Origin of the sequence: Streptomyces sp. NPDC047081 (assembly GCF_040643775.1) — a bacterium.
Taxonomy (GTDB): Bacteria; Actinomycetota; Actinomycetes; order Streptomycetales; family Streptomycetaceae; genus Streptomyces.
The window spans coordinates 209,035-227,129 of record NZ_JBEYUY010000005.1 but is presented as its reverse complement, the minus strand read 5'-3'; the positions used below and the strand labels follow the sequence as shown (position 1 = coordinate 227,129).

17 protein-coding genes and 1 pseudogene are annotated in these 18,095 nt (G+C 70.8%); 15 read left to right on the top strand and 3 right to left on the bottom strand.

Annotated elements, in window-relative coordinates; genetic code table 11:
* The first annotated feature begins 24 nt into the window (after window positions 1–24).
* The 4 genes from ABZ848_RS11820 (at window position 25) to ABZ848_RS11805 (ending at window position 3,781) form a co-directional block, all read left to right on the top strand.
* The gene (locus tag ABZ848_RS11820; protein WP_360829230.1) at window positions 25–1,563 is read left to right on the top strand and encodes an ATP-dependent DNA ligase; all 1,539 of its coding nucleotides are present in this window, start codon (window positions 25–27) and stop codon (window positions 1,561–1,563) included.
* A complete protein-coding gene (locus tag ABZ848_RS11815) occupies window positions 1,560–2,027 on the top strand; it encodes an NUDIX domain-containing protein (protein ID WP_360829227.1) in 468 nt (155 codons plus the stop codon). Before ABZ848_RS11820 ends, ABZ848_RS11815 begins: the two co-directional genes overlap by 4 nt.
* 97 nt (window positions 2,028–2,124) lie before the next feature.
* Window positions 2,125–3,519: an NADP-dependent succinic semialdehyde dehydrogenase gene (locus ABZ848_RS11810; RefSeq protein ID WP_360829224.1), complete on the top strand. Its 1,395-nt coding sequence runs from the start codon at window positions 2,125–2,127 to the stop codon at window positions 3,517–3,519.
* A 25-nt stretch (window positions 3,520–3,544) separates the two neighbouring features.
* Entirely contained in the window at window positions 3,545–3,781 is a 237-nt protein-coding gene (locus ABZ848_RS11805) for a DUF6213 family protein (protein WP_360829221.1), read from the top strand.
* A 69-nt stretch (window positions 3,782–3,850) separates the two neighbouring features.
* On the opposite strand, the gene ABZ848_RS11800 is transcribed toward ABZ848_RS11805, so the two are convergent.
* Window positions 3,851–4,513 (bottom strand): transcriptional regulator, encoded by a 663-nt coding sequence (locus tag ABZ848_RS11800; RefSeq protein ID WP_360829218.1) that lies wholly within the window; start codon window positions 4,511–4,513, stop codon window positions 3,851–3,853.
* Between the two features lie 177 nt (window positions 4,514–4,690).
* On the opposite strand from ABZ848_RS11800, the pseudogene ABZ848_RS11795 reads away from it, so the two are divergent.
* The 3 genes and pseudogenes from ABZ848_RS11795 to ABZ848_RS11785 all read left to right on the top strand — a co-directional run.
* Window positions 4,691–5,764, top strand: a pseudogene (locus tag ABZ848_RS11795) (type III polyketide synthase); the annotation flags it as partial.
* Between the two features lie 7 nt (window positions 5,765–5,771).
* On the top strand, window positions 5,772–6,995 hold the full coding sequence (locus ABZ848_RS11790) for a cytochrome P450 (protein ID WP_360829215.1): 1,224 nt from the start codon (window positions 5,772–5,774) through the stop codon (window positions 6,993–6,995).
* On the top strand, window positions 6,989–7,507 hold the full coding sequence (locus tag ABZ848_RS11785) for a cupin domain-containing protein (RefSeq protein WP_360829212.1): 519 nt from the start codon (window positions 6,989–6,991) through the stop codon (window positions 7,505–7,507). The genes ABZ848_RS11790 and ABZ848_RS11785 overlap by 7 nt, the downstream gene beginning before the upstream one ends.
* Here ABZ848_RS11785 and ABZ848_RS11780 read toward each other — a convergent pair.
* Complete coding sequence (locus tag ABZ848_RS11780) at window positions 7,504–8,730, bottom strand: acyl-CoA dehydrogenase family protein (RefSeq protein ID WP_360829209.1); 1,227 nt, start codon at window positions 8,728–8,730, stop codon at window positions 7,504–7,506. The two genes, ABZ848_RS11785 and ABZ848_RS11780, sit on opposite strands and share 4 nt — an antisense overlap.
* Before the next feature lie 172 nt (window positions 8,731–8,902).
* Here ABZ848_RS11780 and ABZ848_RS11775 point away from each other — a divergent pair, with 172 nt between their 5' ends.
* Window positions 8,903–9,547: a TetR family transcriptional regulator gene (locus tag ABZ848_RS11775; RefSeq protein WP_360829206.1), complete on the top strand. Its 645-nt coding sequence runs from the start codon at window positions 8,903–8,905 to the stop codon at window positions 9,545–9,547.
* On the opposite strand, the gene def is transcribed toward ABZ848_RS11775, so the two are convergent.
* A complete protein-coding gene (def, locus tag ABZ848_RS11770; protein ID WP_360829203.1) occupies window positions 9,544–10,086 on the bottom strand; it encodes a peptide deformylase in 543 nt (180 codons plus the stop codon). The two genes, ABZ848_RS11775 and def, sit on opposite strands and share 4 nt — an antisense overlap.
* 113 nt (window positions 10,087–10,199) lie before the next feature.
* Here def and ABZ848_RS11765 point away from each other — a divergent pair, with 113 nt between their 5' ends.
* From ABZ848_RS11765 to ABZ848_RS11735, 7 genes are all read left to right on the top strand, one after another.
* Entirely contained in the window at window positions 10,200–11,438 is a 1,239-nt protein-coding gene (locus ABZ848_RS11765) for a MurT ligase domain-containing protein (RefSeq protein ID WP_360829200.1), read from the top strand.
* Between the two features lie 14 nt (window positions 11,439–11,452).
* A complete protein-coding gene (locus ABZ848_RS11760; protein WP_360829197.1) occupies window positions 11,453–12,181 on the top strand; it encodes a glutamine amidotransferase in 729 nt (242 codons plus the stop codon).
* Between the two features lie 179 nt (window positions 12,182–12,360).
* Entirely contained in the window at window positions 12,361–13,386 is a 1,026-nt protein-coding gene (locus ABZ848_RS11755) for a 6-phosphofructokinase (protein ID WP_360829194.1), read from the top strand.
* Window positions 13,387–13,491: 105 nt separating this feature from the next.
* The gene (locus ABZ848_RS11750) at window positions 13,492–14,442 is read left to right on the top strand and encodes a cytochrome c oxidase assembly protein (RefSeq protein WP_360829191.1); all 951 of its coding nucleotides are present in this window, start codon (window positions 13,492–13,494) and stop codon (window positions 14,440–14,442) included.
* A gap of 184 nt (window positions 14,443–14,626) precedes the next feature.
* The gene (locus ABZ848_RS11745; protein WP_360829839.1) at window positions 14,627–15,943 is read left to right on the top strand and encodes a PASTA domain-containing protein; all 1,317 of its coding nucleotides are present in this window, start codon (window positions 14,627–14,629) and stop codon (window positions 15,941–15,943) included.
* Window positions 15,944–15,971: 28 nt separating this feature from the next.
* Window positions 15,972–17,897: a protein kinase gene (locus ABZ848_RS11740; protein ID WP_360829188.1), complete on the top strand. Its 1,926-nt coding sequence runs from the start codon at window positions 15,972–15,974 to the stop codon at window positions 17,895–17,897.
* Between the two features lie 13 nt (window positions 17,898–17,910).
* A complete protein-coding gene (locus tag ABZ848_RS11735) occupies window positions 17,911–18,084 on the top strand; it encodes a hypothetical protein (protein WP_242777128.1) in 174 nt (57 codons plus the stop codon).
* Window positions 18,085–18,095 lie beyond the last annotated feature (11 nt).

Here is an 18,095-nt window from a genome sequence, read left to right as displayed (position 1 = left end):
CGGAGCCCGTCGCACTATGGCTGCATGCTGCTTGCCCGGCTAACCCACGTGTCCCAGGAGGTCGCCGCCACCTCCGCACGCTCCAAAAAGATCGCCCTGCTCGCAGAACTGTTCAGCGACGCCGAGCCGGACGACGTGCCGATCGTCATCCCCTACCTCGCCGGACGCCTCCCCCAGGGCCGGCTCGGCGTCGGCTGGAAGGTGCTCAGCCGCCGAGTCGCCCCGGCCACCGAGCCGACCCTCACCGTGCACGAGGTGGACGCCCTGCTCACCGACCTGGCCAAGGTCTCCGGCGCCGGCTCGCAGGCCGAACGCGCCAGGCTGGTCGGCGAGTTGATGGGCGCGGCCACCGAGGACGAGCAGCGCTTCCTGTTCGGCCTGATCACCGGCGAGGTACGCCAGGGCGCCCTCGACGCAGTAGCCGTCGAGGGCCTGGCGCAGGCCACCGAGGCACCGCCCGCGGACGTACGCCGCGCGGTGATGCTCGCCGGCTCGCTCCAGACCGTCGCGCAGGCCCTGCTCGCGGACGGCCCGGCCGCCCTCGACCGCTTCCGGCTCACCGTCGGCCGCCCGGTCCTCCCGATGCTCGCGCACACCGCCTCCTCGGTCGCCGAGGCGGTCGGGAAGCTCGGCGCATGCGCCGTAGAGGAGAAGCTGGACGGCATCCGCGTCCAGGTCCACCGCGACGGCGACACGGTACGGATCTACACCCGCACCCTCGACGACATCACCGACCGCCTCCCCGAACTGACCGGCGCCGCACTGCGGTTGAAGGGCGAGCGGTTCATCCTGGACGGCGAGGTCATCGCGTTCGACGCGGACGGACGGCCGCGGTCCTTCCAGGAGACCGCGGGCCGCGTCGGCTCCCGCACGGATGTGGCGACGGCCGCCAAGGAGATCCCGGTCTCCCCCGTCTTCTTCGACGCCCTGTCCGTCGGCGACCACGACCTCCTCGACCTCCCGTTCGCCGAACGGCACGCCGAGCTGTCCCGGCTGGTCCCCGAACCGATGCGGGTGCGGCGCACCCTCGTGTCGGGGCCCGAGGACATCGCCGCGGCCGAGGACTTCCTCGCCGCGACCCTCGCCCGCGGCCACGAGGGCGTCGTCGTCAAGGGCCTCGACGCCACCTACAGCGCGGGCCGGCGCGGTGCCTCCTGGCTGAAGGTCAAGCCGGTCCACACGCTCGACCTCGTCGTCCTGGCCGCCGAGTGGGGCCACGGCCGCCGCACCGGCAGGCTCTCCAACCTCCACCTCGGCGCCCGCACCGCCGACGGCGGCTTCGCGATGCTCGGCAAGACCTTCAAGGGCATGACCGACGCGATGCTCACCTGGCAGACCGAGCGCCTGCAGGAGCTGGCCGTCGACACGGACGGTTACGTGGTGACCGTACGCCCCGAACTCGTCGTCGAGATCGCCTACGACGGCCTGCAGCGCTCCACCCGCTACCCGGCCGGCGTCACCCTCCGCTTCGCCCGCGTGGTCCGCTACCGCGAGGACAAGCGCCCCGAGGAGGCCGACACCGTCGAGACCCTGCTCGCCGCCCACCCGGAGGTGCGGCCGTGACGGTCAAACGCAGCGCGGGCCTGCTGTTGTACCGGCACACCGAGGGCGGCCTGGAGGTGTTGCTCGGCCATATGGGCGGCCCGTTCTTCGCGAAGAAGGAAGCCGGGGCGTGGAGCGTGCCCAAGGGTGAGTACGAGCCGGAAGAGGAGACCGCTTGGGACGCGGCCCGGCGGGAGTTCCAGGAGGAGCTCGGGTTGCCACCGCCGGACGGGGACCCGATCGAGCTCGGCGAGGTCCGGCAGACCAACGGCAAAGTGGTGACGGTCTGGGCGATCGAGGCGGACCTCGACCCGGCGACGATCGCCCCGGGCACCTTCCGGATGGAGTGGCCGCCGAGGTCCGGGAACGTCCAGGAGTTCCCCGAGCTGGACCGGGTGGAGTGGTTCGGTCTCGACCGTGCCAGTGCCGTGATCGTGAAGGCGCAGGCCGCGTTTCTCGACCGGCTCGCGGAGCACTCGGGCTGACGGGCTCCGCGGAGCCCTGAGCAGACGCACATGCGTTGCGGTCGCCCGCGGTGCGCGGGAAGGTCGTAACACGACAGCCGCCCCCAGGAGGTCAGCCATGCCCATCGCGACGGTGAACCCGGCGAACGGCGAGACGCTCAAGACGTACGAGGCCATGGGCGAGGAGGAGCTGGAGCGCCGGCTCCAGCTCGCGGAGGCGACGTTCCGCACGTACCGGACGACGTCGTTCGCCGAGCGCGCCCGGCTGATGCACCGGGCCGCGGAACTGCTCGACGGGATGCAGCAGGACATCGGCCGGGTGATGACCACCGAGATGGGCAAGCCGGTCAAGCAGGCCCGCGCGGAGGTCGCCAAGTGCGCCAAGGCGATGCGCTGGTACGCCGACCACGCCGAGGAACTCCTCGCCGACGAGGAGCCCTCCGACTTCGACGTCAAGGACTCCGGCGGGTCCCGGGTGCGGGTGCGCTACCGGCCGCTCGGCCCGGTGCTCGCGGTGATGCCGTGGAACTTCCCGCTGTGGCAGGTGATCCGCTTCGCCGCGCCGGCGCTGATGGCCGGCAACGTCGGCCTGCTCAAGCACGCCTCCAACGTCCCGCAGACCGCCCTGTTCCTGGAGGACCTCTTCCACCAGGCCGGCTACCCGGAGGGCTGCTTCCAGACCCTGCTCATCGGCTCCGGCGCGGTCGACGACATCCTGCGCGACGACCGTGTGAAGGCGGCCACGCTCACCGGCAGCGAGCCGGCCGGGCGGGCCGTCGCCTCCACCTCCGGGGAGATGATCAAGAAGACGGTGCTGGAGCTCGGCGGCAGCGACCCGTACGTGGTGATGCCCTCCGCCGACATCGACCGGGCCGCGCAGGTCGCGGTGACCGCGCGTGTGCAGAACAACGGGCAGTCCTGCATCGCCGCCAAGCGGTTCATCGTGCACAAGGACGTGTACGACCGCTTCGCCGAGCGGTTCGTCGAGGGCATGAAGGCGCTGAAGGTCGGCGATCCGATGGAGGAGGACACGGAGGTCGGGCCGCTCGCCAGCGAGCAGGGGCGGGACGACCTGGAGGAGCTGGTGGAGGACGCGAAGCGCAGCGGGGCGACCGTGCTGTGCGGCGGGCACCGGCTGCGGCGGCCGGAGCTGCCGGGCTGGTACTACCCGCCGACGGTCCTCGCCGGGATCACCCGTGAGATGCGGATCCACCGCGAGGAGGCCTTCGGGCCCGTCGCCACGCTCTACCGGGCCTCCGGGCTCGACGAGGCCGTGCTGATCGCCAACGACTCGCCGTTCGGGCTGAGTTCGAACGTGTGGACGCGGGACGAGGCGGAGGTGGACCGGTTCGTACGGGACCTGGAGGCGGGTGGCGTGTTCTTCAACGGCATGACCGCCTCGCATCCGGCGTTCCCGTTCGGCGGGGTCAAGCGGTCCGGGTACGGGCGTGAGCTGTCCGGGCACGGAATCCGGGAGTTCTGCAACATCACGACGGTTTGGCACGGGGCGTGAGCGTTGCGCGGCTAACATCCCGGTTGTGAACCGCGAAGTGACTCTGCCTCTGATCGTCGACGACCGCGGGACCTTGCAGGTGGCTGCCGCCGATGTGAGCAAGCTTTTGCGGACCGTGGGCGGGCGCTGGCTGCATCTTGTCGAGGCCGGGGAGGGCGGGCTCGACGAGGACACGGTGGCCGCGCTGACGATCGAGCTGGCGAAGCTGGCCGACCGCATTGACGTGGCGTGCATCGCGCACAGCAGCGGGCAGGGTGGGTAGCTGCGTGTTCGTTGTGGCTGGTCGCGCCCACGCGACGGCAGCCGCAAATTGAACACAGCCCCGCGCCCCTCAGGTCGGCAGACTGAGCGTTGCCCAGAACATGGCCTCGTAGCTCTGAAGCAGGCTGCCGTACGTGTGTGCTCGTTCCTCGTCGAGAGTGCCCGTGTCCAGTCCCGCCTGTACCGCCGCCCTCGCCCGCTCGTCCAGCTCGGGGGCCGGCTGGGCGAAGAAGTCGAAGAAGGCGCAGGACTCGTCCCTGAAGCCGTAGTCCGTGCGCAGGGCCCTGGCGATGGTCTCGCAATAGCCGCCCCACGCCGAGAAGTTGGCCGTGATCGCCAGGACCGCGTCCGTCGGGGATGCGTTGAGGGCGAGCCAGGCGACGTACGCGGGGTAGGCCTGGCAGCCGGGGAGGGGCTCGTACGACCGGGTCCGGGCCTCGTCGATGCCGCACGCCGCCGCGAACGGCCCCAGCCGCTCCTCCGCCAGCGCCTCGCCCTCCGCGAGCATCGTGAAGAAGGCCGCCGCGTCCGGCTCCTCCCTCGCGCGTTGGGCCAGATGCAGGAAAGCCGTGCGGTCCGCCGGGATCACCCGGCGCTGCTCCAGCGCCAGCGTGGCCAGGGTGTCCAGGGGTGCCTCGCCCCGGGCGATCAGCGGAATCAGGGGGTTGGCCCGCGGGTCCGGGGCCAGCTGGGACGTGGTCGTTCGCAGCAGTTCCGTGGCCGTGCGCTCCATCGCGTCCTCCGTCGGTTCGGATGCCGTGTTCCTGATCCGACCTTTACACGGGGGTCCCCGAGACGGAGTAGTCCGGCGCGAGATCGTCGCCCCGTCGGGTGATCGTGGGTGAACCACCCCCAGAGGTGAACCACCTTCTGACCGGGGGGCCGAAAGCCTTCCGGACGGCGAAAGCAGGCGCGGTTCATGGCGACTTTGTGCAGACCCTCGGTGTCCGTCCCAGAGCACGTGATCACGATGGAGGAGACGCTGGAGCTGGCGCGCTCCCGCCACGCCGACCATCCCCAACTGCCCCTCGCTCTCCGGCTGATCGAGAACACCGGTGTGCGCACCCGGCACATCGTGCAGCCGATCGAGGAGACCCTGAAGCACCCCGGCTTCGAAGAGCGCAACAAGGTCTACGTGGCCGAGGCGAAGGCCCGGGTGCCCGCGGTGATCCAGCGGGCGCTGGACGACGCCGAGCTGCTCACCAGCGACATCGACGTGATCGTCTACGTGTCGTGCACGGGCTTCATGATGCCCTCGCTCACGGCCTGGCTGATCAACGAGATGGACTTCGACGCCACCACCCGGCAGATCCCCATCGCCCAGCTGGGCTGCGCGGCCGGCGGCGCCGCCATCAACCGGGCGCACGACTTCTGTTCGGCCTACCCCGAGGCCAACGCCCTCATCGTGGCCTGCGAGTTCTGCTCGCTGTGCTACCAGCCCACCGACCTCGGCGTCGGCTCCCTGCTCTGCAACGGCCTGTTCGGCGACGGGATCGCCGCGGCCGTGGTCCGCGGACGCGGCGGCGAGGGCATCGAGCTGGAGCGCAACGGCTCGTACCTGATCCCCAAGACAGAGGACTGGATCATGTACGACGTCCGGGCCACCGGATTCCACTTCCTGCTGGACAAGCGGGTGCCCGCCACCATGGAGCCCCTCGCCCCGGCGCTGCAGGACCTCGCGGGACTGCACGGCTGGGACGCGGCCGACCTGGACTTCTACATAGTCCACGCGGGCGGGCCCCGAATACTCGACGACCTGAGCAAGTTCCTGCAGGTCGACCCGCACGCCTTCCGGTTCAGCCGGGCCACGCTCACCGAGTACGGCAACATCGCCAGCGCCGTCGTCCTGGACGCGCTGCGCCGGCTGTTCGACGAGGGCGGCGCCCACCACCGGGCGCGCGGGCTGCTCGCCGGGTTCGGTCCCGGCATCACGGCGGAGATGTCCCTGGGCCGCTGGCGCCGGGACGAAGCAGAGGCGGCATGAGAACGGCATGACTGACACGACCGAAGAAACCCTGACCGAGGCCCTTCCCCCGGTCCGGCACTGGCCGGCCCTCGACCTCACCGGCGTCGACTTCGACCCGGTGCTGAGCGAGCTGATGCGCGAGGGTCCCGTGACCCGCATCCAGCTGCCCAACGGCGAGGGCTGGGCCTGGCTGGTCACCCGCTACGACGACGTGCGGACGGTGACCAACGACCCCCGCTTCAGCCGCGAGGCGGTCATGGACCAGCCGGTCACCCGGCTCGCCCCGCACTTCATCCCGCAGCGCGGCGCGGTCGGCTTCCTCGACCCGCCGGACCACACCAGGCTGCGCCGCTCGGTCGCCGCCGCCTTCACGGCCAGGGGCGTGGAGCGGGTGCGCGAGCGGTCGCGCCGGATGCTGGACGAACTCGTCGACGAGATGCTCCAGGACGGCCCGCCGGCCGACCTCACCGAGGCCGTCCTGAGCCCGTTCCCCATCGCCGTGATCTGCGAGCTGATGGGCGTCCCGGCGGCGGACCGGCACGGCATGCACACCTGGACCCAGCTGATCCTGTCCTCCTCGCACGGCGCCAAGGTCAGCGAGAAGGCCAAGAACGAGATGGGCGCGTACTTCTCCGACCTGATCGCCCTGCGCGAGGGTGCGTCCGGCGAGGACGTGACGTCCCTGCTCGGCGCCGCCGTGGGCCGTGGGGAGATCACGCTGGAGGAGGCGGTCGGTCTCGCCGTGCTGCTCCAGATCGGCGGCGAGGCGGTCACCAACAACAGCGGCCAGATGTTCTACCTGCTGCTGACCCGCCCCGACCTGGCCGAACGCCTGCGCGCGGAGCCGGAGGTCCGGCCCAGGGCGATCGACGAGTTCCTGCGCTACATCCCGCACCGCAACGCGGTGGGCCTCTCGCGGATCGCGACGGAGGACGTGGAGATCCGGGGGGTACGGATCCGTGCGGGCGACCCGGTCTACGTCTCCTACCTGGCCGCCAACCGCGACCCGGAGGTCTTCTCGGACCCGGAGACCATCGACGTCACCCGCTCCCCCAACCCCCACGTCTCCTTCGGCTTCGGCCCGCACTACTGCCCGGGCGGCATGCTGGCGAGACTGGAGTCGGAGCTCCTGGTGGACGCGCTGCTGGACGGCGTGCCGACCCTGAAACTCGCGGTCCCACCGGACCAGGTCCCCTTCAAGAAGGGCGCGTTGATCCGCGGCCCCGAAGCCCTGCCGGTCACATGGTGAGCGACGGGCTGCTGGTCCCGCCGGGCCACGGCCGGGTCGTCCAGACGCCCGCCCAGCGCGTGACCTTCAAGGTCACCGGCACCCACTCCCGGATGGCCTCCACCTTCGAGGTGGAGGTCCCGCCGGGCTTCGACGTGGGCGCCCATGTCCACACCCGCAGCGAGGAGTTGTTCTACGTCCTGGAGGGCGAGTTGGACGTCCTGGCCTTCGAGCCGAGGGTGCGCACGCCGGACAACTGGCAGCGCTGGGAGTCCAGTTCGGGCAACAAGGTGGTACGGGCGACACCGGGCACGGTGATCGTCGTGCCCCCGGGCTGCCCCCACGCCTTCGCGAACCCGACGGACACCCCGGCAAGGATGTTCTTCCAGGCGTCCCCGCCTCCGGACCACGAGCGCTACTTCGAGGAGCTGCTCGAGATCCTGGGAAGCGGGGGCCCACCGGACCACGCGGCGATCGAGGAGCTGCGGTCGAGGTACGACATCGAGCAGCTGACGCCGCTCAGGCATCGTTAGCGGATGGGCATTCCGGACAGGGTGCGGGCGATGACCAGGCGCTGGATCTCGCTCGTACCCTCGAAGATCGTGTAGATCGCGGCGTCACGGTGCATCCGCTCCACCGGGTACTCCCGCGTGTAGCCGTTGCCGCCCAGGATCTGCACCGCCTGCGCCGTGACCTTCTTCGCCGTCTCGCTCGCGAACAGCTTCGACATCGAGCCCTCGGCCGCGGTGAACTGCTTGCCGTTGATCGCCATCCAGGAGGCCCGCCACACCAGCAGCCGGGCGGCGTCGATGGACGTACGCATGTCCGCGAGCTGGAAGGCCACGCCCTGGTTGTCGATGATCGGGCGGCCGAACTGCGAGCGGGTCTTGGCGTAGTCGAGGGCGACCTCGTACGCGGCCCGCGCGGTGCCCACCGCCATCGCGCCGACGGCCGGGCGGGACGCCTCGAACGTGGCCATCGCGGCGTTCTTCACACGCTCGCCGCCCTGCTTGGCCCGCTCGCGGGCACGCGCGAGCCGCTCGTCCAGCTTCTCCTTGCCGCCGAGCAGGCAGGAGCCGGGTACGCGGACGGCCTCCAGGACCACCTCGGCGGTGTGCGAGGCGCGGATGCCGTGCTTCTTGAACTTCTGCCCCTGGGACAGCCCCGGCGTGTTCGGCGGGATGATGAAGGACGCGTGGCCCTTGGAGCCGAGCTCCGGGTCGACCACGGCCACGACGACATGGACGTTGGCGATGCCGCCGTTGGTCGCCCAGGTCTTCGTGCCGTTGAGCACCCACTCGTCCTTGGCCTCGTCGTACACGGCCTTGGTGCGCATGGAGGCCACGTCGGAGCCGGCGTCGGGCTCGGAGGAGCAGAACGCGGCGACCTTCACGTCGTTCGCGTCGCCGTACATCTGCGGGATCCAGGTGCCGATCTGCTCCTCGGTTCCGTTGGCGAGAACGCCCACGGCGGCCAGACCCGTGCCTACGATCGACAGGGCGATGCCCGCGTCGCCCCAGAACAGCTCCTCCATGGCCATCGGGATACCGAGCCCGGTGGGGTCGAAGTACTGCTGGGCGTAGAAGTCGAGGGAGTAGATGCCTACCTTCGCGGCCTCCTGGATGACCGGCCAGGGAGTCTCCTCACGCTCGTCCCATTCGGCGGCCGCGGGGCGGATGACGTCGGCGGCGAAGCCGTGCAACCAGTCGCGGACCTCCTTCTGTTCGTCGTTGAGCTCCATGGTGAACTCGGCCATGACCCCTCCAGCGGCGGCGCACTTGCATGTTACTAGCGGTAACCACAGTCTGTTACCGACCGGTAGGAAAAGTCAACTCCTGATGACGGCTCGGCAGCCAGTTCGATGGTGAGGGCATGTTGAGTGTTAGTTTGCGCAGGCGTCACCGAATTAGCACGGGTGGGGAGAGCTCATGGACACCACACAGCGGACCGAACAGCAGCGGTCCGCCGACCGACGTCGGCGCGAGTTGCTGGAGGCCGCGGACAGAGTGGTGCTGCGCGACGGCCCACAGGCCTCGATGAACGCGATCGCGGCGGAGGCCGGCATCACCAAGCCGATCCTGTACCGGCACTTCGGGGACAAGAGCGGACTCTACGCCGCGCTGGCCAAGCGGCACACCGACGCGCTGCTGAACTCGCTCCGGGCGGCGCTCGACGCCCCGGCCGACCGGCGCGAGCGGGTCGAGGCCACGCTGGACACGTACCTCGCGGCGATCGAGGCCCGGCCCCAGGTGTACCGCTTCCTGATGCACCCGGCTGACGGCGGCCCCTCCGCCGACCAGGGCTTCGACGTCGGCAAGCACTCGGCTCCCCTGCTGCGCAGGATGGGCGAGGAGCTGGCCCAGGTCATCGAGGACCGCCTCGACCTCGGCCCGGAGAGCCAGCAGCTGGCCCGCGTCTGGGGCCACGGCATCGTCGGCATGATGCACGCGGCAGGCGACTGGTGGCTCGGCGAACGCCCCTGCTCCCGCACGGAGTTGGTCCGCAGCCTGGCCGACCTCCTGTGGGGCCGGCTGGCAGCAGCGGGCGACAAGATCGGCGGCCCCGGGTTCTAACTCCGGTGCCAGGAGGATCGCGCCACCTGCCTCATCAGGCGTCGGTGGCGCAGTCCTTTCAGGTGGTCGGCGTAGACCCTGCCCTCAAGGTGGTCGCACTCGTGCTGCAAACACCTAGCAAAGAAACCCGTCCCGTGCACCGTCACCGGCTCCCCGGTCGCCGTGAAGCCCTCGACCACCGCATGGTCGTAACGCTCCGTCCCCGCCTCCAGACCCGGCAGGGACAGACAGCCCTCGGGGCCCCGGAGCACCACTCCGTCGGCCTCGACGAGCCGCGGGTTCACCACGTGGCCCAGGTGGCGGACGTCCTCGTCGTCGGGGCAGTCGTACACGAACACCCGCAGCGACTCGCCGATCTGGTTCGCCGCCAGCCCCACCCCCTGCGCCGCGTACATCGTCGCGAACAAGTCCTCCACGAGCGACACCAGTTCGGGACCGAAGTCGGCGACCTCCGCGCAGGGCGCGTGCAGGACCGGGTCGCCCAGCAGGGCGAGGGGCCGGACACGCCCGCGCGTGCCCGGAATGGAGCCGTTTCGCATGGCCGCAAGGGTACGGCGGTTCGGGAGCGTGAACAGATCTCGATAGGCTGAGGTCCACACCACGTTGCCGTCAGGCAGAGGCGCGGCGCGTACGCAAGGAGGATCGAGAACTGATGTCAGGCAACTCGGACCCGCTCACGCCGCGGGCCAAGCTGGCCGTGACCGCGGGCAAGGCGGTCGCAGCGGCGTCGCGAGCCGCGGGGCGCGGCAGCGGTTCGGTGATCGGCGGCCGGGTGGCGCTCAAGCTGGACCCCGACCTCCTGGCGCGGCTCGCCCAGCACCTGGACGTCGTCCTGGTCTCGGCGACCAACGGCAAGACCACGACCACCCGCCTGATCGCGGAGGCCCTGCGCGCCGCGGGCCCGGTCGTCTCCAACGCGCTCGGCGCCAACATGCCGGCCGGCATCACCTCGGCCCTCGCGGGCGGTTCGGACGCCAGGTACGGCGTCATCGAGGTCGACGAGAAGTACCTCGCGGGCGTGGCCCGGGACACCGACCCGAAGTGCATCGCGCTGCTCAACCTCTCCCGCGACCAGCTCGACCGCGCCGCCGAGACCCGCATGCTCGCGGAGAACTGGCGCGAGGGGCTCGCCGGTTCGAAGGCCGTGATCATCGCCAACGCCGACGACCCGCTGGTCGTGTGGGCCGCCTCCTCCTCGCCGAACGTGATCTGGGTCGCCGCCGGCCAGATGTGGAAGGACGACGCCTGGTCCTGCCCGTCCTGCGGCGGTGTGATGCAGCGGCCCGGCGACGACTGGTTCTGCGGCGAGTGCGGCTTCCGCCGGCCGACGCCCAGCTGGGCCCTGTCCGGCGACCACGTCCTCGACCCGCACGGCTCGGCCTGGCCGATCCACCTCCAGCTGCCCGGCCGCGCCAACAAGGCCAACGCCGCCTCCTCGGCCGCCGTCGCCGCCGTCTTCGGCGTGCCGCCGCAGGTCGCCCTGGAGCGCATGTGGCAGGTGCAGGCCGTGGCCGGCCGGTACGACGTGGTGCAGTTCCTGGAGCGCGACCTGCGCCTGCTGCTCGCGAAGAACCCGGCGGGCTGGCTCGAAACGTTCAGCCTGATCGATCCGCCGCCCACCCCGGTGATCCTCTCGGTGAACGCGCGCGGCGCCGACGGCACCGACACCTCCTGGCTGTGGGACGTCGACTACACGCGCCTGTCCGGCCACCCGATCTGCGTCATCGGCGACCGCAGACTGGACCTCGCGGTGCGCCTCGAGGTCGCCAACCAGAACTTCCAGGTGTGCGAGACCCTCGACCAGGCGGTGCAGCTGAGCCCGCCCGGCCGGATCGAGGTCATCGCCAACTACACCGCGTTCCAGGACCTGCGCCGCCGCGTCGGCAACTGACACAGGGGACTTTCGTGAGCGACAACCAACTGCGGGTCGTCTGGGTCTACCCCGACCTGCTCAGCACGTACGGCGACCAGGGCAACGTCCTGGTCGTGGAGCGCCGGGCGCGGCAGCGCCGGCTCGACGTGGCCCGCCTCGACGTACGCAGCGACCAGCCGATCCCGACCTCCGGTGACATCTACCTCATCGGCGGCGGCGAGGACCGGCCGCAGCGCCTCGCGGCCGAGCGGCTGCGCCGGGACGGGGGCCTGCACCGGGCCGTGGAGAACGGCGCGATCGTCTTCTCCGTCTGCGCCGGCTACCAGATCCTCGGCCACGAGTTCATCAACGACCTCGGCCAGCGCGAGCCCGGTCTGGGCCTGCTCGACGTGGTCTCCGTCCGCGGCGAGGGCGAGCGGTGCGTCGGTGACGTGCTCGCCGACATCGACCCGCGCCTGGGCCTGCCCGCGCTGACCGGCTTCGAGAACCACCAGGGCGTCACCCACCTCGGCCCCACGGCCCGCCCCTTCGCCCAGGTCAAGCTCGGCAACGGCAACGGCACGGGGGACGGCACGGAGGGCGCGTACAACGACACGGTCTTCGGTACGTACATGCACGGCCCCGTGCTGGCGCGCAACCCGCTCATCGCCGACCTGCTGCTGAAGCTGGCGCTCGACGTGAACGCGCTGCCGCCGACCGACGACCGCTGGTACGAGGCGCTGCGCAACGAACGCATCGCCGCCGCACAGCAGCCTGCCTGACACCTGGAGTCCAGCACTCCGCAACCAGCCCGTCTGACGGGGCGTCCGCACAGGTGAGCGGGGTCGTCCAGCAGTCGGACGCACGGTGCGGCCCCGCCCCCTCCTGCCGCTAGGGTGGCGGGGTTCGAACCGGACAGCGTGGTCCGGTGCCGACCACGCGAAGAAGGTTTTCTCGGGCTATGCGCATTGGTGTCCTCACGTCCGGCGGCGACTGCCCCGGCCTGAACGCCGTCATCCGGTCCGTCGTGCACCGTGCCGTCGTCGACCACGGCGACGAGGTCATCGGCTTCCGCGACGGCTGGAAGGGCCTCCTGGAGTGCGACTACCTCAAGCTCGACCTCGACGCGGTGGGCGGCATCCTGGCCCGCGGCGGCACCATCCTCGGCTCCTCCCGGGTCCAGCCCTCCCATCTGCGTGACGGCGTGGAGCGGGCCAAGGGCCACGTCGAGGAGCTCGGTCTCGACGCGATCATCCCGATCGGCGGCGAGGGCACGCTGAAGGCGGCCCGGCTGATGTACGACGCCGGCCTGCCGATCGTCGGCGTACCGAAGACCATCGACAACGACATCGCCGTCACGGACGTCACCTTCGGCTTCGACACGGCGGTGGGCGTCGCGACGGAGGCGCTCGACCGCCTCAAGACCACCGCCGAGTCCCACCAGCGGGTGCTGGTCGTGGAGGTCATGGGCCGCCACACCGGCTGGATCGCGCTGCACTCGGGCATGGCGGCCGGCGCGCACGCCATCGTCGTACCGGAACGGCCCTTCGACATCGAGGAGTTGGCCAAGCGGATCGGCGAACGCTTCGAGGCGGGCAAGCGGTTCGCGATCGTCGTCGCGGCGGAGGGGGCCAAGCCGGCCGCCGGCACCATGGAGTTCGACGAGGGCGGCAAGGACGTCTACGGCCACGAGCGCTTCGCCGGGATCGCCCGCCAGCTCTCCATCGAGCTGGAGGAGCGGCTGGGCAAGGAGGCGCGGCCGGTGATCCTGGGGCACGTGCAGCGGGGCGGCACGCCGACCGCGTACGACCGGGTCCTGGCGACGCGCTTCGGCTGGCACGCGGTGGAGGCGGTGCACCGCGGGGAGTTCGGCAAGATGACGGCGCTGCGGGGGACGGACATCGTGATGGTGTCGCTGGCGGAGGCGGTCGAGACCCTGAAGACGGTGCCGGCCGAGCGCTACGACGAGGCGGAGTGCGTCCTGTAGGGCGTACGTGAGCGAAACCGGCCCCGGTCACCGACGTGACCGGGGCCGGTTCTAGTCTGGGTCCGGACAGACAGCTCACAACCCCCACGAATCAGGAGCCGTTGGATGGATCACAGCGGGCACGGCATGACCATGGATCTGCCGCCGTTCACGCTGGGGCGGGGGCTTCAGTGGTCGGCGGACCCGTTCTTCCTCACGGCCTGTGTGCTGGGGCTCGCGCTGTACGCGTACGGCGTGCTGCGGCTGCGGCGGCGCGGTGACAAGTGGTCGGCGGCTCGGACGGTGTCGTTCGTCATCGGCGTGCTGACCATCGGGCTCGTCATGTGCACCAAGCTCAACGACTACGGCATGGTCATGTTCAGCGTGCACATGGTGCAGCACATGATCATCAGCATGCTGTCGCCGATCCTGATCCTGCTCGGCGCCCCCGTCACGCTCGCCCTGCGCGCGCTGCCCACCGCGGGCAAGGGCCGCAAGGGCCCGCGCGAGCTGCTGCTGATGCTGCTGCACAGCCGGTACATGCGGATCATCACGCACCCCGCGTTCACCATCCCGCTGTTCATCGCGAGCCTGTACGCGCTGTACTTCACGCCGCTGTTCGACTTCCTGATGGGCTCGAAGACCGGGCACATCGCGATGATGGTGCACTTCCTCGCCGTGGGTGTCGTGTTCTTCTGGCCGATCATCGGCGTGGACCCGGGCCCTCAGCGGCCGGGCTATCTGATGCGGATGCTGGAGCTGTTCGCCGGCATGCCCTTCCACGCGTTCTTCGGCATCGCGCTGATGATGGCGTCGACGCCGATGGTCGAGACGTTCAAGAACCCGCCCGCGTCCCTCGGCATCGACGCGCTGTCCGACCAGACGGCGGCCGGTGGCATCGCCTGGGCGTTCAGCGAGGTCCCGTCCGTACTGGTGCTGCTCGCGCTGCTGTTCCAGTGGTACAGCTCGGAGCAGCGGCAGGCCAAGCGCAAGGACCGGGCCGCCGATCGCGACGGCGACAAGGAACTCGAGGCGTACAACGCCTATTTGGCCTCATTGAACGCACGGGGGCGTTAAGGGCTTCGCCATTCCGCGGCATTCAGTAGCATGAAGCGCATCGGGGGTACCGCCGGGGGGAGCGGTGATGACACTTCGCGCTTTTGTGCCAAGGGCCGGAATATCGGTGATTCGACGGATCGCCGTCCTGCTCGTATTCGTACTGATGCTCAGTGGCTGCGATCGAAGTACGCCATTGACGCTGGTGAAGGCGGTCGCGGCGGGAGTTCCGTCGCTCGCGCCTTTCTTCGACGAGGGCAGCGGGCTGGGGCACGACTCGCCGGTCCGTTCGCAGGTCGTGCAGGGCAGCCTGCAGCAGGGGGACACGCCCGGGCTGTACGGCGGCACGCGCAAGCCGAACATCTGTGACGTCAAGAAACTCAAGGCGTTTCTCACGGATCCCAGGAATCACCAGAAGGCGCAGGCGTGGGCGGACGCCCTGAGTATCACCACCGCCGAGATTCCCGGGTATCTGGACCGGCTCACTCCTGTTCTCCTGCGTCACGACACGCTCGTGAAGAACCACGACTACAAGAAGGGAAAGGCCGTCCCCTTCAACTCCCTGCTCCAGGCGGGAATCGCCATTCTCGTCGATGAACAGGGACTTCCGGCTGTGAAGTGCTCGTGCGGAAATCCGCTGCGGCCCTTCACCGGTGACACGAACCGGATTTCGGTCAAGTTCGACGACGGCAACGAGAAGTGGCAGGGGTATAAGCCTTCGTCGGTGGTGGCCGTGCGGCCGGCCGCCCGGCCGATGCGGCAGCTCGCGCTGGTCGACGTGGACGATTCCGCGCGCGGTATCGACCGGCCGGTCGGCACGACGGGCTCCGCCGACAAGCCCTTCAACGCGGCCAAGCCGCGGGCCGTGCCCGTCCTCGCCGGGACGAGCTTCGGGGACGCGAGCCGGCAGCTGGCCGACAAGGGTCTGGCGGTCGGATACACGGGGAAGTCCCTGCCGCCCGACGACGCCACGGTCACCGCATCGGACCCGCCGGCCGGGACACCGCTCCAGTTCGGGCAGTATGTGACGCTGAGTGTGACCGGCGGGACGTCGCCGGGGAGCGACTCGGGAGGGAAGACGGACGGTTCGTCCGGGGGCACGTCCACGTCCACTCCACCGGATTCCTCGTCCTCGGGACCGTCCACGAAGCCGCCGTCGTCGGGATCGTCCGGGCCCTCCTCGGGATCGTCCGGACCGTCCTCGCCCTCGTCACCATCCAGCAGCGGACCGAGTACGTCCTCCGCCCCGCCGTCGTCCTCCAGCGCCCCGCCGCCGAGCTCACAGAAGCCGCCGTCGAGCGCGCCGCCCACGACCTCCAGCGCGCCTCCGCCGCCCAGCGACCCGGTCACCAGCAGCGCGCCACCCCCGCCGAGCGACCCGGTGACCTCCAGCGCCCCGGTCACCACCAGCGCGCCACCGCCAGAGACCAGCAGCGCCCCGGCCACCAGCGAGCCGGCGAGCAGCGCACCCGCCGTGAGCGTGCCCGCGAGTTCCGGGGCCGCCGTCGGCGCGATCATGTAGCGCCCCCGCAGAACCCGGGAGTCACCGGATGCATTCAGGATCACCGACGTCGGGAGTGGGCCGGGTCATCGCCGGCCGTTATCTGCTGCTGAACCGGCTCGGCAGCGGCGGCATGGGCCATGTCTGGCTCGCCCACGACCAGAGACTCGCCTGCGAGGTGGCGCTCAAGGAGATCGTCTTCCGGGATCCGGAGCCCATCGGTGACGAACGCGAGGCCAGGGTGGCGCGGGCCCGCGCCGAGGCCCGGCACGCGGCCGGGCTGCGCGGCCACCCGCACGTGGTGACCGTGCACGACGTGCTGGAGCACGAGGGGCTGCCGTGGATCGTCATGGAGTACGTGAGCGGCGCGGTCGACCTGCGCGACCTGGTCGAACAGCGCGGCCCGCTCGCGCCCGCGGAGTGCGCCCGGATCGGCCTCGCCGTCCTCGACGCGCTGACCGCCGGGCACGAGCGGGGCGTGCTGCACCGGGACGTGAAACCGGCGAACATCCTGCTGGCGCCGGACCGCTCGGGGGCGCCGTACGGGCGGATCCTGCTCACCGACTACGGCATCTCGGTGCAGCCGGACGCGGGCGAGACCCGGTACACGCTGGCGTCCGTGCTGGTGGGGACGTCGGGCTATCTGGCGCCGGAGCGGGCCACGGGTGGGTCGCCGACGCCCGCCGCCGACCTGTTCTCGCTGGGCTGCACGCTCTACTACGGCGTCGAGGGCCGGGGCCCCTTCGAGCGGGAGTCGCATCTCGCCGAGGTGACCGCCGTGGTGATGGAGGAGCCGCGTCCGGCCCAGCGGGCGGGCGCGCTGGGTCCCGTACTGCAGAGGCTGCTGGAGAAGGATCCGGTACGGCGGCCGTCGGCGCCGGAGGCGGAGGCGGCGCTGTCGCGGATCGTGACGCCGGAGCCGGACTCCTTCGCCCGCACCCAGACCGACCTCGGCTCACAGCCGCCGTGGGCGGGCGTGGCTCCTCCCCCACCGCCTCCGCCGCCGGGTCCCGGACCCGCGGCCGAGGGCTTCCGCTCGGACAGCCTCGGGGCGGGCGACTTCGGTTCGAGGTCGGTGTCGGGCAGTTTCGGATCCAGTGGCTTCGGGCCCGTCGTGGTGCCCGGGACGCCCCCGGCCACCCATCGCCGCAGTGCGCTCCCGCGGGTGCTCCGGGCCGTTGCCGCCGCCTCGCTGGGGCTCGTGCTGGCGCTGGGCGGGGTCTGGTACGCCATGGCCCACCGGACGAGTGACGGCGACAGCGGGGCGAAGGCGCCGTACGGCTCGGCCGTCGGGCTCACCGTGCCGCTCAAGGACGGCGACTGCGTGCTCACCGACTGGCCGGGCGGGCCGCTCCAGGGCACGCCCAGGCTGAAGCTGGACCCGACCTGCACGAGCGGGCCGCCGGACGGGCAGGTCATGGCGTTCGCGCCGGCCGCCTCGGCGGACGAGGCGCGCAAGCTGGGGGCGGCGCGGTGCGAGGAGCGGACGCAGGAGATCCGGGAGCGGCTGGCGGACGTCCACAGTGTCGCGATCGTGCCGACGGACGCCGGTTTCGAGACCGCGGGCCGGCGCACGGCCTGTCTGGTGGTGGGCGCGCACGGGCCGGTCTACGGACCGCTCGGCGACAACCGCAAGCTCGGCACGCCCTTCACCCACACGGAGAACATGCAGCGCCGGGACTGTCTGCGGACCAACTCCAACCGGAGCGCCGCCCTGGTCGACTGCTCCGGCCTGCACGACGAACAGGTGCTCGGTTTCACCCGGCTGGGCAAGGACGTCACCTTCGCCGAGGCCCGTACGGAGTCGGACGCGGCCTGCGCGAAGGACGTGCCGCCGCGCGACTACGGATTCGACCCGTCGGCCTACACCTCGGGCTCCTGGACCAGCGAAGGACCCTGGAAAACGGGCACCCATTTCGTCGTGTGCACCGTCCGGAGGCAGAACGGGGGCACCATGGAGGGGGACGAATCCTGAGGAGGGTGCCTCGATGCCCGGTTCTACGGACGGTTCTACGAAGGCTATGGGCGTGCTGACGGTCGGCGGTCTCGTCGTGGTCACGGCCTACACGGTGGCGCTCGGCAGCAACGGCTGGCTGTGGTTCGGCTGGGTCGTGCTGGGGCTGCTCACCCTCGGCATGATCGCCACCCGCAGCAGCGCCTGACCCACGGCACT